This window comes from Streptomyces sp. NPDC101490, assembly GCF_044767145.1.
Taxonomy (GTDB): domain Bacteria; phylum Actinomycetota; class Actinomycetes; order Streptomycetales; family Streptomycetaceae; genus Streptomyces.
In genome coordinates this window covers 28,350-41,869 of the sequence record NZ_JBIWNI010000021.1, presented here as the reverse complement: position 1 = coordinate 41,869, position 13,520 = coordinate 28,350, and the positions used below count along the sequence as shown (strand labels likewise).

Below are 13,520 nucleotides of genomic sequence, written 5' to 3'. Positions count from 1 at the left end.
GCGGCCGGGCGGGCGGGGGGGGGGCGCCGCCCCGGGGCGGGGGGGGGGGGGGGCGCGCGGGGGGGCCCCCCCCCCCCCCCCCTCGCCGTGTCCGGAGCCGTGTCCGGAGCCGTGTCCGGAGCCGTGTCCGGAGCCGTGTCCGGAGCCGTGTCCGGCGGGGGAGCCGCTCAGGCGTCGAGGAGCCGCTCACGGATTCGGCGCCGGAGCAGGGGCATGACACGATGCCCATATGTCCACCACCGCACTGAACGATCTCTCTCGGTACCCGATCGTGCAGGCCCCCATGGCGGGTGGCGCCTCCTGTCCGGAGCTGGTCGGGGCCGTCTGCGAGGCCGGGGCCCTCGGCTTCCTGGCCGGCGGCTACAAGACGGCCGGCGGCCTCTACCAGGAGATCAAGCAGGTCCGGGGGCTCACCGCCCGGCCCTTCGGCGTCAACCTCTTCCTGCCGGGGACCGGCCGCCCCGCCGACCCCGCCGCCGTCGAGGTCTACCGCCACCAGCTGGCGGGCGAGACCACCTGGTACGACACCCCGCTCGGCGAGACCGACGACAGCCGCGACGACGCCTACGACGCCAAGCTGGCCATCCTCCTGGAGGACCCGGTCCCCGTCGTCTCCTTCACCTTCGGCTGCCCCGCGCCCGAGGTCCTGGCCTCCTTCGCCCGTGCCGGCACCTACACGATCGTCACCGCCACCTCCGTCGAGGAGGCCCTCGCCGCGCAGCACGCCGGGGCCGCCGCCGTCTGCGTCCAGGGCACCGAGGCGGGCGGCCACCAGGGCACCTTCCGCGACGACCCGGCCGACGACGACGCCCACGGCACCGGACTGCTCGCCCTGCTCACCCAGGTCCGCGAGAGCGTCGCCCTGCCGCTCGTGGCGGCGGGCGGGATCATGCGGGGCGCGCAGATCGCCGCCGTCCTCGCCGCCGGGGCGGACGCCGCCCAGCTCGGCACCGCCTTCCTGCCCTGCCCCGAGTCCGGCGCCCACCGGCTCCACAAGGCGGCCCTGACCGACCCGCTGTTCACCCGGACCGCCCTCACCCGGGCCTTCACCGGACGTCTGGCGCGCGGCCTGGTCAACCGGTTCCTGCACGAGCACGGGCCGTACGCCCCCGCCGCCTACCCGGAGATCCACCACCTCACCGCGCCGCTGCGCAAGGCCGCCGCCGCCACGGGGGACGCCCAGGGCATGGCCCTGTGGGCCGGTCAGGGCCACCGCCTCGCCCGGGACCTCCCCGCCGGACAACTGGTCGTGGTGCTGGCCGCCGAACTCGACACCGCACTCGCCCAGCAGGCCCACAGGAGCACCTCATGACCGCACCCGTCTTCGTCGTCGAGACCGTTCCCGGCCCCGGGAGCTTCCTCCTGGACGGCCCCGAGGGACGGCACGCCGTCTCCGTGAAGCGGCTCCGGGAGGGCGAGGAGCTCGTCCTCGTCGACGGGCGGGGCCGCTGGGCCGCGTGCGCGGTGCTGGCCGCCGAGGACCGGGACCGGCTGACCGTACGCGTCGACGAGGTCCACGAGGACCCCGAGGAGCAGCCGCGCGTCACCGTGGTCCAGGCGCTCCCCAAGGGCGACCGGGGCGAACTCGCCGTCGAGACCATGACGGAGACCGGGGTGGACGCGGTCGTGCCGTGGGCCGCGGCCCGGTGCGTCACCCAGTGGAAGGGCGACCGGGGCCTCAAGGCGCTCGGCAAATGGCGGTCCACCGCGCGCGAGGCCGGGAAGCAGTCGCGCCGCACGCGGTTCCCCGTGATCGCGGACCCGATGACGACCAAGCAGGTCGCCGCGCTCCTCGCGGAGGCCGATTTCGCGGCGGTGCTGCACGAGGACCGGGCACACCCGAGCGGCGCGCTCGCCACCGCCGACCTTCCCGCGAAGGGTTCGATCGTGCTGGTCGTCGGCCCCGAGGGGGGCGTCTCGCCGGACGAACTGGCCGCTTTCGAGGCGGCCGGGGCGAAGCCCTACCGGCTGGGCCGCAGCGTCCTGCGCACCTCCACCGCGGGCACCGCGGCGACGGCCCTCGTACTGGCCCGCACGGGCCGCTGGAGCTGAGGCCCCCCGGGGCCGTACCCGGTGGACGGGGCGTGGGGCGGCCTTTCTAGGCTGACCCGCATGGCCGACGACTCCCCCCTGATCCGTAGTCTGCGCGCGGCGGTCGCCGCCGCGCCCGACGACGTACCCCTGCGCCTCCACTTCGCCGAACTGCTCCTCGCGGAGGGCCGGAACGACGAGGCGGTCGCGGAGGCGGCGGTCTCGCTCCAGCACGCGCCGGGGGACGCGGCGGCCCGCGCACTGATGATCCGCGCGATGGGGCTGCCCGCGACGGCCCCGGCGGCCCCGGCCGTTCCGGCGGCCCCGGCCGTTCCGGCGAAGCCCACCGGGACCGATGGCCCCACTGGCCCCACAGACCACACCAGCTCCACCAGCTCCATCAGCCGCGAAGAGTCCCCGACCCCCGAATCACCTGTACCTGTCGAGCACACCAGTCCCACGACCTCCACCGCCCCCCAGCCCCCGGACGCCCCCGTCGACGGTCCCGCCTTCGACTGGGCCGCCGCCGAGCAGCAGGTGCGGGACGTCGTCGGGCCCCGTTTCCTGACGGAGCCGCAGGCCGAGGGCGGGGACGCCCCCGCCGCCTGGGACGTCGACGCGCCCGGCGCGGTGCGCCTGGCCGACGTCGGCGGCATGGACGAGGTCAAGGACCGCCTGGAGGCCGCCTTCCTCGCCCCCATGCGCAACCCCGAACTACGCAGGCTGTACGGCAAGTCGCTCCGCGGCGGACTGCTGCTGTACGGGCCGCCCGGCTGCGGCAAGACGTTCATCGCACGGGCCGTCGCGGGCGAACTGGGCGCGAACTTCCTCACCGTCTCGCTCTCCGACGTCCTCGACATGTGGATCGGCGCCTCCGAGAAGAACGTCCACGACATCTTCGAGACGGCCCGCCGCCAGGCCCCCTGCGTGGTCTTCCTCGACGAGCTGGACGCGCTCGGCGCCAAGCGCTCCCGCACCCACCACAGCGGCCTGCGCAACGTCGTCAACCAGCTCCTCACCGAACTGGACGGCATCGCGAGCGGCGCGGGCAACGAAGGCGTGTTCGTGCTCGCCGCCACCAACGTGCCCTGGGACGTGGACATCGCGCTGCGCCGCCCCGGCCGCCTCGACCGCACCCTGCTGGTGCTCCCGCCGGACGCCACCGCCCGCGAGGCGATCCTCCGCTACCACCTGCGGGAACGCCCCGTCGAGTCCGTCGACCTCGGCAAGCTCGTCAAGGCCACCGAGGACTTCTCCGGCGCCGACCTCGCGCACGTCTGCGAGTCGGCGGCCGAGACCGCGCTCCTCGACTCCGCCCGCAGCGGCTCCGTACGCCTGATCACCACCAAGGACCTGCTCGGCGCGGCCAAGCAGATCAAGCCGTCCACGGAGCCCTGGTTCGCGGCCGCCCGGAACGTCGCCATGTTCGCCAACGAGGGCGGCCTCTACGACGACCTCCTCACCCACCTCAAGCGGAAGCGCAAGCTGTGACCGCGCCGACCGCGCTGCTGCGCGCCGAGGCCCTCTACGACACCGGCCGGTACGCCCAGGCCGGGGAACTGGTCGCCCGGCACCTGGCGACGGAACCGGAGGACGCCGAGGCGCTCGTCCTGCTGGCCCGCTGCCACCACCGGGCCGAGGACCATCCGGCCGCCCTGGACGCCGTGGAACGGGCCCTGAGCGCCGAACCCGAACTGCTGGCGGGCGTCCTGATGCGGGTCCAGATCCTGCTGGGCCTCAAGCGCTACCCGGAGGCGGAGGCCACGGCCCGGCACTCCGTCCGGCTCGCCCCGCAGCACTGGGGCACCCACTACGCCCTCGCCACCGTCCTCTCCCGGTCCGTGAACCGCGCCCGGAACACCGAGGCATACGAGGCAGCGCGGACCGCCGTCCAGTTGGCGCCCGAGGAGGACGCGGCCCACTTCCTGGTGGGCCTGACCGCACAGCGCCGACGCGACCACGCCACCGCGCGGCGGGCGTACGAGACCACGCTGCGGCTCAACCCGCAGAGCAGCGAGGCCCACAACAACCTGTCGCTGCTGCGGCTGCGGCGCCGCTGGTTCCGGCGCGGCGCGTGGACCCAGGCGGCCGAGGGCTTCGTCGCCTCCGCCGCGCTCGACCTCCAGGACCGCAAGGCCCGCCACAACCTGGAGGCGATGGCCTGGAACACCGTCGCCGGGGCCCGCTGGGTCGCCCTGGCGGGTTTCCTCGCCTCGGCGTTCGGGGCCGCGCCCGTCCGGGACGGGGCCACCGGCGCGGACGCCGTCGTACCGTTCGTGATCGGCGCGGCCGTCCTCCTGGGCGCCTGGGGCGGCTGGGTGCTGTGGATGGCCCGCCGGGTGCCGCCCCGGCTGCGCCGCCCGCTGTTCCTGGTGGCCCGGTCCTGCCGTCCGGTGATCGCGATGGCGGCCGCGGTGGGGCTGCTCGGGCTGTACTCGGTGGTGACGATGGCCCTGTGGTCGTTCGGCACCGGCGTGGTCGGCGGTCTGGGGACGCCGCTGTTCTGGGCCGTGATCATCACGTACTGGGCGAGCCGTTCCGCCCTGAACCGGCGGGCGCCCACGGACTGACCGGGGGCGCGCCCGGGGGCGGGCGGCGGCCGATAACATGCGGGGGTACCAGCCGATCAGACGAGCGAGGAGCGGGGCCATGGCCGGAGAGCCGCAGGACGACTGCCTGTTCTGCAAGATCGTGGCGGGTGAGGTGCCGGCGACGATCGTGCGGGAGACGGCGACCACCGTCGCCTTCCGTGACATCAACCCGCAGGCGCCCGTGCACGTCCTGGTGATCCCGCGCCTCCACCACCCGGACGCCGCCTCCCTGGCCGCCGCCGCGCCCGAGGTCGCCGCCGACGTGCTGCGCGAGGCGGGCGAGGTCGCCGCCCAGGAGAAGGTGGACGGGTCCGGCTACCGGATCGTCCTCAACACCGGCTCCGGCGCGGGCCAGACCGTCTTCCACGCCCACGCGCACGTGCTGGCCGGCCGCGGTCTCACCTGGCCCCCCGGATAGTCCGTGTCCGTCCGCGAACTCGTCGTGCTCGGGACCGCCAGCCAGGTCCCGACCCGGCACCGCAACCACAACGGCTATCTGCTGCGCTGGGACGGCCGGGGCATCCTCTTCGACCCTGGCGAGGGCACCCAGCGGCAGATGCTGCGGGCCGGGGTCGCGGCGCACGACCTCGACCGGATCTGCGTGACGCACTTCCACGGCGACCACTCGCTGGGCCTCGCCGGGGTGATCCAGCGGATCAACCTCGACCGGGTGCCGCACCCCGTCACCGCGCACTACCCGGCGAGCGGCCAGCACTTCTTCGACCGGCTGCGGTACGCCACGGCGTACCGCGAGACCGTGGACCTGGTGCAGGCGCCCGTCTCCGCCGACGGGCCGCTCGCCGTCACCGACGCGTTCACCCTGGACGCGCGGCTGCTCTCGCACCCCGTCGAGTCGTACGGCTACCGGCTGACCGAGCCCGACGGGCGCAGGCTGCTCCCCGAGCGGCTCGCCGCGCACGGCATCGTGGGCCCCGACGTCGGCCGCATCCAGCGCGAGGGCTCCCTGAACGGCGTGCCCTTCGAGGAGGTCAGCGAGGTCCGGCGCGGGCAGCGCTTCGCCTTCGTCATGGACACCCGGCTCTGCGACGGGGTGCACGCCCTCGCCGAGGACGCCGATCTGCTGGTCATCGAGTCGACCTTCCTCGACGAGGACGTCCGGCTCGCCACCGACCACGGCCATCTGACGGCCGGACAGGCCGCCGAGGTCGCCCGGGACGCCCGGGTGCGGCACCTGGTGCTGACCCACTTCTCGCAGCGGTACTCCGACCCCTCGGAGTTCGAGCGGCAGGCGCGGGCGGCCGGATTCGACGGCGAACTGAGCATCGCCCAGGACCTCATGCGGGTCCCCGTACCGAAACGACTGTGACCATGCCCGTACCCAAGGCCGAACTGCACCTCCACATCGAAGGCACCCTCGAACCCGAGCTGGCCTTCGCGCTCGCCGAACGCAACGGCGTCACCCTGCCGTACGCGGACACCGCCGCCCTGCGCGAGGCGTACCGCTTCGGCGACCTCCAGTCCTTCCTGAACCTCTACTACGGCCTGATGGCGGTGCTGAGGACCGCCGAGGACTTCACGGAACTGGCCGACGCCTATCTGGAGCGGGCCGCCGCGCAGGGCGTCCGGCACGCCGAGATCTTCTTCGACCCGCAGGCCCACACCGCGCGCGGGGTGCCCTTCGCCACCGTGGTCGAGGGGCTGGGTGCCGCGCTCGACCGCTCCGAGGAGCGGCACGGGATCTCCACCCGGCTCATCATGTGCTTCCTGCGCGACGAGTCCGCCGAGTCGGCGCTCGCCACTCTGGAGCAGGCGAAGCCCCACCTGGACCGGATCACCGGCGTCGGCCTGGACTCGGCGGAGGTCGGCCATCCGCCCGCCAAGTTCCGCGAGGTGTACGAGGCGGCCGGGGCGCTCGGTCTGCGCAAGGTCGCCCACGCGGGCGAGGAGGGACCGGCGGCGTACGTCCGCGAGGCGCTCGACGTCCTCGGGGTGGAGCGGATCGACCACGGGCTGCGCTGCGTGGAGGACCCGGAGCTGGTCGAGCGGCTGGCCCGCGAGCGGGTGCCGCTCACCCTCTGCCCGCTGTCGAACGTACGGCTCCGGGTCATCGACACCCTCGCCGACCATCCGCTGCGGTCGATGATGGCGGCGGGCCTGCTGGTCACCGTGAACTCCGACGACCCCGCGTACTTCGGCGGCTACGCCGGAGACAACTTCGACGGGGTCCGCGACGCCCTCGGCCTGACCCCGGACCAGCTCCGCGAGCTGGCCCGCAACTCCTTCCTCGCCTCCTTCCTGGACGACGACGAGGAGCGCAGGGCCCGGTACCTCGCCGAGGTCGAGGCGTACGACTTCGACACGGTCTGAGGCCGTACGGGCCGGGCGGACGGGACTCGGCCCCCGTACGGGACCCGGCCCCGCCCCGCGCTCTGTTCCCCGGTCGGCCGCGCGGTGATACTGGAGCCCGCGCGGTTGTCCCGGGGGGAGCGACGGGGTGTCCCACACGAACGGCCCCACGGGGTCCACGGACGGTTCTTCCGGTACGGCGGGTCCGCCCGGGGCCGCAGCTCCGGCGGCGCCGGTCCCGCACCAGCCGCCCCGGTGGGCGTGGTGGGTCGCCGGGATCGCGGTACCCCTGACGGGCGTCGTGGCGACGCTCGCGATCGGCGCGCAGCGGTCCGGGCCCGCCGTGCCGGTGCCGTCCGCCGCACCCCCGGGAGCCGTGGCCCCGCCGGTGCCGTCCGCCCCCGTCACCTCGGCGTCGCCCTCCGGGCCCGCGGGGACGCCCTCCGCGACGGCCCCGCCGTCCACGTCCACCCCACCGGCCCCGCCGCGCACGCCCGTCCCGTCGCCCCGGACCTCCGCGCCGCCCCGGGAACCGTCCGCTCCCGGCATCACCGTCGCACCCCCCGCCGAGCGCCCGGTGCGTCTGGTCAACCACCACAGCGGCCTGTGCCTGGCGGTGCCCGGTGCCGCGACCGGGGTCGTCGGGCTCAACCAGTTCGGGTGCGGCCCGTACCCCGATCACCTCTGGCGGCTGATGCCCTCGGGACGGGACGCGGCGGGACGGCCGCTGCACCGGATCGTCAACGGCAACAGCGGACTGTGCGCCGCCGTCCCCGCCGGAAGCCGGAAGGCGGCGGCCGAGGTCGACCAGTATCCGTGCGGCGCCTACCTGGACCACCTCTGGCGGTTCGCGTACGAGCGCGGCGACACGGCGGGACGGCCCCTGTTCCGGGTCGTCAACGGCAACAGCGGGATGTGCCTCGCGGTGCCCGGGGGCAGCCGCCGGGAGACCGCGCCGGTCAACCAGTTCCCCTGCGGCCCCTACGACGACCACCTGTGGCGGGTCGTTCCCGGCTGAGCGCCGACGGTCTGTTCCGCGCCCGCAGTCCGTCCCTCGTCCGTCCCGCTCAGGTCCCCGCCCCGCCGTCCGTGTCCCGCCCGTCGGCCGGGGGCTCAGCCCCGGTCGCCCGGTCTCGCCAGACCGAACCTCGCCCGGGTCGGACGCCGACGGCCCACCGGCGCCCGGACCAGTGCGACCTCCTGCTCCGGGGCGCCCATCTGGGGGACCGTCGGCGGGGTCGCCGCCGCCGTGCCCGCCAGGACCGCCGCCGGGGCGCCACCCCGGCGCCGCACCGAACCGGGGACCAGCGGACGCCCGGAGACATGCCGCGCCACCGCCGTCATCGGGACCGCGACGAGCAGCAGCAGCGCGCACAGGACCACACCCATCCCCGGATATCCGGCGCCCTCCGAGAGCAGGCTGCCGGTCACCGGGCCGCACGCCACGCCGAGCGACGACGCCGAGCCGACGAGGACGGCCCAGCGGCCGCGCGGGTCGAGCGAGGCGGCCAGACCCAGCAGGTACGACAGGACCACCGGGTAGACGGCGTTCCACAGGATCTCGCCGGTGGCGAACGCGGCCAGGCTCCCGGCGGCCGAACTGAGCAGCACACAGCCCGCGATGAGGACCGTGCCCGCGCCGATGGGCACCGCGCGGCCGAGCCGGGAGCCGAGCGCCCCCGCCGCCGTCACCCCGGCGAGCCCGGCGCCGAGCGCCACCGCGAAGACCGCGCCGACGGTCACCTCGGTGAGACCCGCCTGCGTCACCCCGATACGACCGCTCACCCCCCACAGCGCGTTCTGCGCGAGGGACCAGCACAGGATGCCCGCGGCGAGCACGCACCCGGCCCGGCGCCGGGGGAGCGGACCGGTCGGACCGCCCCCGCGCGCGGCCCGGCCCCCGGCCCAGGGAACCCCCGGCAGCCGTCCGGTGACCGGCCACACCAGGACGGCCGCGCAGGAGAGGGCGAGCAGCGGCGGCGTGTGGCCGCCCGCCAGGTGCGGCAGGCTCAGATAGAGCGCGCCCGCGGTCGCGGAGACGGTCAGCAGACCGAGGGTGGCGGCCCGGTGCGGGTCGCGCTGCCCGGCGATCCCGGCGGCGGCGACCGCCGTCGCGGTGCCCGAGCCGACGCCCCCGAGGACGGCGCCCGCGACGACCAGCGGCACCAGACCGGTCGCGGCGGCGGAGCCGTAACCGACCGCCATCGCGAGGAGCCCCGCGCGGGCCGCCGTGCGGGGCGCGATCCGGTCACCGCGTGCGGCCAGGGTGAACCCCGCCGCCGAGGAGCCGAGGAGCAGGAAGGAGCCGACGAGCCCGGCCTGCGCCGGGCTCAGGCCGAGCCCGGCGGAGAGCCGGCCCACGACGGTGGGCAGCAGGTACGGGGCGAGATAGCCGGCGGTGAAGAGGGCGACGAGGGCGACAGGGGCCCCCGGGACGCGCGGGCGCGACGACATGGGCGTTCCAGGAACTGAACGGAGAAATGAGATGGCGCCCGGTGATCCACGGGCTCGCGGCACCATGTGTATCAAGCATCCGACTGGGCGGAGAAGACACCGCCCCCCGTTTCGGCCTGTGAGGTGAGTCACTATCGGTTTGGGTTCGCTCCTACGGGGTAACGCGCGACGGCCATGTGGCGTCGCAGCCGTCTCTCCACCCCCGTCGGGCACACTGTCCAGATCAGCACCACGGTGCCGATGCACCGCACCACGACCGGGGAGTCCGCCGTGACCACAGCCAGGGGAGAGCAGCCGCAACACGACGCCGAGGTCGACCCCTTGGGGTGCCTGCGCGAACCCACCGACCCCGCCTGCGACGTCTTCCTGACCGGCACCGTCTTCCTCGACATCATCTTCACCGGCCTCGACAGCGCCCCCGTCCGCGGCACCGAGTCCTGGGCCCGGGGGATGGGATCGAGCCCCGGCGGCGTCGCCAACATGGCCACCGCCCTCGCCCGCCTCGGCCTGCGGACCTCCCTCGCCGCCGCCTTCGGCGACGACCACTACGGCGAGTACTGCTGGGACGCCCTCGAACAGGGCGAGGGCATCGACCTCTCCCTCTCCCGCACGGTCCCCGGCTGGCACTCCCCGGTCACCGTCTCCATGGCCTACGAGGGCGAACGGACCATGGTCTCCCACGGCCACCAGGCCCCCGACCTGGACGGCACCCTGCCCGCGTACCCGCCCCACGCGCGCGCGGCCGTCGCCTCCCTCGTCCCCGGACGCGCCGAGGAATGGGTCGAACGGGCCGCCCTGGGCGGCGCCAAGGTCTTCGCCGACGTCGGCTGGGACGACACCGGCCACTGGGACCTCAGGGGCCTCACCGACCTCGAACACTGCGAGGCCTTCCTGCCCAACGCCGCCGAGGCGATGCGGTACACCCGCACCGACTGCCCCCGGGCCGCCGCCCGCGCCCTCGCCGACAAGGTCCGCTACGCCGTCGTCACCCTCGGCTCCGAGGGCGCCTACGCCGTCGACGGCGCCACCGGCGAGACCGCCGAGGTCCCCGCCATCCGGGTCGCCGCCCTCGACCCGACCGGCGCCGGGGACGTCTTCGTCGCCGGATTCGTCACCGGCACCCTCGCCGACTGGCCCCTAGCCGACCGGCTCGCCTTCGCCGGACTCACCGCCGCCCTCTCCGTCCAGGAGTTCGGCGGCTCCCTCTCCGCCCCCACCTGGGGCGAGATCGCCGCCTGGTGGCAGCGGGCCCAGCACCACGAGGGCCAGGACCCGGAGGCCCTGCGCGCCCGCTACGCCTTCCTCGAACGACTGCTGCCCGCCCCGGCGCGCGCCTGGCCGCCGCGCCGCGCGGTACCCACCATCGGCTTCCGCGCCGCCCACACCTGAACGGTCCGTACGACGAACGGCTAAACCACTACGGGCCCGTGGCACCCAGGTCGTAGGCTTGAGGATCAGAGGTTGTCGAGCGGCGAGAACCCCGCAACAGGAGGTATGCGCAGGCCACAGTGCCGGCCCATGACTCAGACACCCACAGCCCGCGACGGATCGCCCCAGGACGGGGCGCCCGGACAGGCCCGCGCCCACTTCGCCGTCCCCGCCAGGCATCCGATGGTGAGCCTGCTCGGCTCCGGCGACGCACTGCTCCGCGTGATCGAGCGGTCGTTCCCGAAGACCGACATCCACGTCCGGGGCAACCAGGTCAGCGCGGTCGGGGACGCGGCGGAGGTCGCCCTGATCCAGCGCCTGTTCGACCAGATGATGCTGGTGCTCCGCACCGGTCAGCCGATGACGGAGGACGCAGTGGAACGCTCGATCGCCATGCTCAGGGCCGGGGAGAACGGCTCGGGGAGCGACGAGGAGACCCCCGCCGAGGTGCTCACCCAGAACATCCTCTCCCACCGGGGCCGCACGATCCGCCCCAAGACGCTCAACCAGAAGCGGTACGTCGACGCCATCGACAAGCACACCATCGTCTTCGGCATCGGCCCCGCGGGCACCGGAAAGACCTACCTGGCCATGGCCAAGGCGGTCCAGGCCCTCCAGTCCAAGCAGGTCAGCCGCATCATCCTGACCCGCCCCGCCGTCGAGGCGGGCGAGCGCCTCGGCTTCCTGCCCGGCACCCTCTTCGAGAAGATCGACCCCTACCTGCGCCCGCTCTACGACGCGCTGCACGACATGCTCGACCCCGACTCCATCCCCAAACTGATGGCGAGCGGCACGATCGAGGTCGCCCCCCTGGCCTACATGCGAGGTCGTGCCCAGCCCGTCTTCACCAACGTCCTGACGCCGGACGGCTGGCGCCCCATCGGCGACCTGGAGGTGGGCGACCTGGTCATCGGCTCCGACGGCGAGCCGACCCCGGTGCTCGGCGTCTACCCCCAGGGGGAGAAGGACGTCTACCGCGTCAGCGCCCAGGACGGCTCCTGGACCCTGTGCTGCGGCGAACACCTCTGGACCGTCCGTACGGCCTCCGACAAGCGGCGCGACAAGCCGTGGCGGGTCCTGGAGACCCAGGACATGATCGGCGACCTGCGGGCCGCGCACGCCCACAGGTACGAACTGCCGCTGCTGACCGCACCCGTGGCCCTGCCCGAGCGCGAGGTCCCGATGGACCCCTACGCACTGGGACTGCTGCTCGGGGACGGCTGCCTGACCGGCTCGACCACGCCGTCGTTCTCCAGCGAGGACCGTGAACTCGCCGAGGCGCTGGAAGCGGCCCTGCCCGGCATCGCCGTACGCGCCAAGGGAGGACCGGACTACGTCCTGAACCGGATCGCCGCCCCCGGCGACGTCATGACCACGGAGAACCCGGTCACCGGAGTGCTGCGGCAGCTCGACCTGATCGGTACGCGCTCGCACTCCAAGTTCGTGCCCGACGACTACCTGTACAACACGGCCGAGGTCCGCCTCGCCGTGCTCCAGGGACTCCTCGACTCCGACGGCGGCCCGGTCACACAGAAGGACCGCACCTGCCGGATCCAGTACACGAGCACCTCGATCATGCTCCGTGACGACGTGATCGCGCTGGTCCAGTCCCTCGGCGGCGTCGCCTACACGCGACGGCGGGCGGCGGAGGGACGACCCCAGGGCACCGCCCTGGGCAAGCACCGCCACGACGCCCACGTCGTGGACATCCGCCTCCCCGAGGGCGTCGAGCCCTTCCGGCTCGCCCGCAAGCGGGACGCCTACCGGGCCGCGGGCGGCGGCGGGCGGCCGATGCGGTTCATCGACTCCATCGAGCCCGCCGGGCGCGAGGAGACGGTCTGCATCCAGGTCGCGGCCGAGGACTCGCTGTACGTCACACAGGACTATCTGCTGACGCACAACACCCTGAACGACGCGTTCATCATCCTCGACGAGGCGCAGAACACCAGCCCCGAGCAGATGAAGATGTTCCTCACCCGGCTCGGGTTCGACTCGAAGATCGTCATCACCGGTGACATCACCCAGGTCGACCTGCCGAACGGGGCGAAGAGCGGGCTGCGGCAGGTGCGGGACATCCTCGAAGGGGTCCCGGACGTCGCCTTCTCGTCGCTCACGTCGCAGGATGTCGTCCGGCACCGGCTCGTCGGCCGTATCGTCGACGCGTACGAGCAGTACGACAGCCGCAACGGGAAGTAGTACACGAGCACCATGTCGATCGACGTCAACAACGAGTCCGGGACCGAGGTCGACGAGCAGTCGATCCTCGACATCGCCCGCTACGCGCTCGCCCGGATGCGCATCCACCCCCTCTCCGAGCTCTCGGTGATCGTGGTGGACGCGGAGGCGATGGAGCAGCTCCACATCCAGTGGATGGACCTGCCCGGACCGACGGACGTCATGTCCTTCCCGATGGACGAGCTGCGCCCGCCGTCGAAGGACGACGAGGAGCCCCCGCAGGGCCTCCTCGGTGACATCGTGCTCTGCCCCGAGGTCGCCACCCAGCAGGGCAAGGACGCGCCGACCGATCACTCCATGGACGAGGAGCTCCAGCTGCTCACCGTCCACGGGGTGCTGCACCTCCTCGGCTACGACCACGAGGAGCCCGACGAGAAGGCCGAGATGTTCGGCCTCCAGGCGGCGATCGTCGACGGCTGGCGCGCGGAGAAGGGCCTGACCGGCCCGTCCCCGGCGCCGACCGTCTCCTGACCC

Annotated in this window: 12 protein-coding genes; 11 read left to right on the top strand and 1 reads right to left on the bottom strand. The window is 74.1% G+C overall.

Annotated features, from left to right (window positions below):
* Positions 1–229 precede the first annotated feature (229 nt).
* The 8 genes from ACIRQY_RS28600 (at position 230) to ACIRQY_RS28565 (ending at position 7,947) form a co-directional block, all read left to right on the top strand.
* Positions 230–1,312 carry a nitronate monooxygenase gene (locus ACIRQY_RS28600; RefSeq protein WP_351796523.1) on the top strand — a complete coding sequence of 361 codons (1,083 nt, stop codon included), beginning with the start codon at positions 230–232 and terminating at the stop codon, positions 1,310–1,312.
* The gene (locus tag ACIRQY_RS28595) at positions 1,309–2,052 is read left to right on the top strand and encodes a 16S rRNA (uracil(1498)-N(3))-methyltransferase (protein ID WP_403930604.1); all 744 of its coding nucleotides are present in this window, start codon (positions 1,309–1,311) and stop codon (positions 2,050–2,052) included. Before ACIRQY_RS28600 ends, ACIRQY_RS28595 begins: the two co-directional genes overlap by 4 nt.
* Before the next feature lie 60 nt (positions 2,053–2,112).
* Entirely contained in the window at positions 2,113–3,522 is a 1,410-nt protein-coding gene (locus tag ACIRQY_RS28590; protein ID WP_403930602.1) for an ATP-binding protein, read from the top strand.
* Entirely contained in the window at positions 3,519–4,601 is a 1,083-nt protein-coding gene (locus ACIRQY_RS28585) for a tetratricopeptide repeat protein (RefSeq protein WP_403930600.1), read from the top strand. The genes ACIRQY_RS28590 and ACIRQY_RS28585 overlap by 4 nt, the downstream gene beginning before the upstream one ends.
* A 79-nt stretch (positions 4,602–4,680) precedes the next feature.
* Positions 4,681–5,040: a histidine triad nucleotide-binding protein gene (locus tag ACIRQY_RS28580; RefSeq protein WP_351796535.1), complete on the top strand. Its 360-nt coding sequence runs from the start codon at positions 4,681–4,683 to the stop codon at positions 5,038–5,040.
* Between the two features lie 3 nt (positions 5,041–5,043).
* Entirely contained in the window at positions 5,044–5,949 is a 906-nt protein-coding gene (locus ACIRQY_RS28575) for a ribonuclease Z (RefSeq protein WP_351796538.1), read from the top strand.
* Positions 5,950–5,951: 2 nt separating this feature from the next.
* Entirely contained in the window at positions 5,952–6,950 is a 999-nt protein-coding gene (locus ACIRQY_RS28570; protein ID WP_351796541.1) for an adenosine deaminase, read from the top strand.
* 127 nt (positions 6,951–7,077) lie between these two features.
* On the top strand, positions 7,078–7,947 hold the full coding sequence (locus tag ACIRQY_RS28565; protein WP_403930597.1) for an RICIN domain-containing protein: 870 nt from the start codon (positions 7,078–7,080) through the stop codon (positions 7,945–7,947).
* A 95-nt stretch (positions 7,948–8,042) separates the two neighbouring features.
* Here ACIRQY_RS28565 and ACIRQY_RS28560 read toward each other — a convergent pair whose 3' ends face one another.
* Entirely contained in the window at positions 8,043–9,383 is a 1,341-nt protein-coding gene (locus ACIRQY_RS28560) for an MFS transporter (RefSeq protein ID WP_403930596.1), read from the bottom strand.
* Positions 9,384–9,653: 270 nt separating this feature from the next.
* On the opposite strand from ACIRQY_RS28560, the gene ACIRQY_RS28555 reads away from it, so the two are divergent.
* From ACIRQY_RS28555 to ybeY, 3 genes are all read left to right on the top strand, one after another.
* Positions 9,654–10,772 carry a carbohydrate kinase family protein gene (locus ACIRQY_RS28555; RefSeq protein WP_403930594.1) on the top strand — a complete coding sequence of 373 codons (1,119 nt, stop codon included), beginning with the start codon at positions 9,654–9,656 and terminating at the stop codon, positions 10,770–10,772.
* A 129-nt stretch (positions 10,773–10,901) separates the two neighbouring features.
* Positions 10,902–13,007: a PhoH family protein gene (locus ACIRQY_RS28550; protein ID WP_403930593.1), complete on the top strand. Its 2,106-nt coding sequence runs from the start codon at positions 10,902–10,904 to the stop codon at positions 13,005–13,007.
* 12 nt (positions 13,008–13,019) lie between these two features.
* Positions 13,020–13,517 carry an rRNA maturation RNase YbeY gene (gene ybeY, locus ACIRQY_RS28545; RefSeq protein WP_351796556.1) on the top strand — a complete coding sequence of 166 codons (498 nt, stop codon included), beginning with the start codon at positions 13,020–13,022 and terminating at the stop codon, positions 13,515–13,517.
* Positions 13,518–13,520: the final 3 nt, after the last annotated feature.

Excerpts from the sequence above, each read along its gene's own strand:
- ACIRQY_RS28600 (WP_351796523.1), top strand. The coding sequence starts at position 230 with ATGTCCACCACCGCACTGAACGATCTCTCTCGGTACCCGATCGTGCAG.
- ACIRQY_RS28595 (WP_403930604.1), top strand. The coding sequence starts at position 1,309 with ATGACCGCACCCGTCTTCGTCGTCGAGACCGTTCCCGGCCCCGGGAGC.
- ACIRQY_RS28590 (WP_403930602.1), top strand. The coding sequence starts at position 2,113 with ATGGCCGACGACTCCCCCCTGATCCGTAGTCTGCGCGCGGCGGTCGCC.
- ACIRQY_RS28580 (WP_351796535.1), top strand. The coding sequence starts at position 4,681 with ATGGCCGGAGAGCCGCAGGACGACTGCCTGTTCTGCAAGATCGTGGCG.
- ACIRQY_RS28570 (WP_351796541.1), top strand. The coding sequence starts at position 5,952 with ATGCCCGTACCCAAGGCCGAACTGCACCTCCACATCGAAGGCACCCTC.
- ACIRQY_RS28560 (WP_403930596.1), bottom strand. The coding sequence starts at position 9,383 with ATGTCGTCGCGCCCGCGCGTCCCGGGGGCCCCTGTCGCCCTCGTCGCC.
- ACIRQY_RS28550 (WP_403930593.1), top strand. The coding sequence starts at position 10,902 with ATGACTCAGACACCCACAGCCCGCGACGGATCGCCCCAGGACGGGGCG.
- ybeY (WP_351796556.1), top strand. The coding sequence starts at position 13,020 with ATGTCGATCGACGTCAACAACGAGTCCGGGACCGAGGTCGACGAGCAG.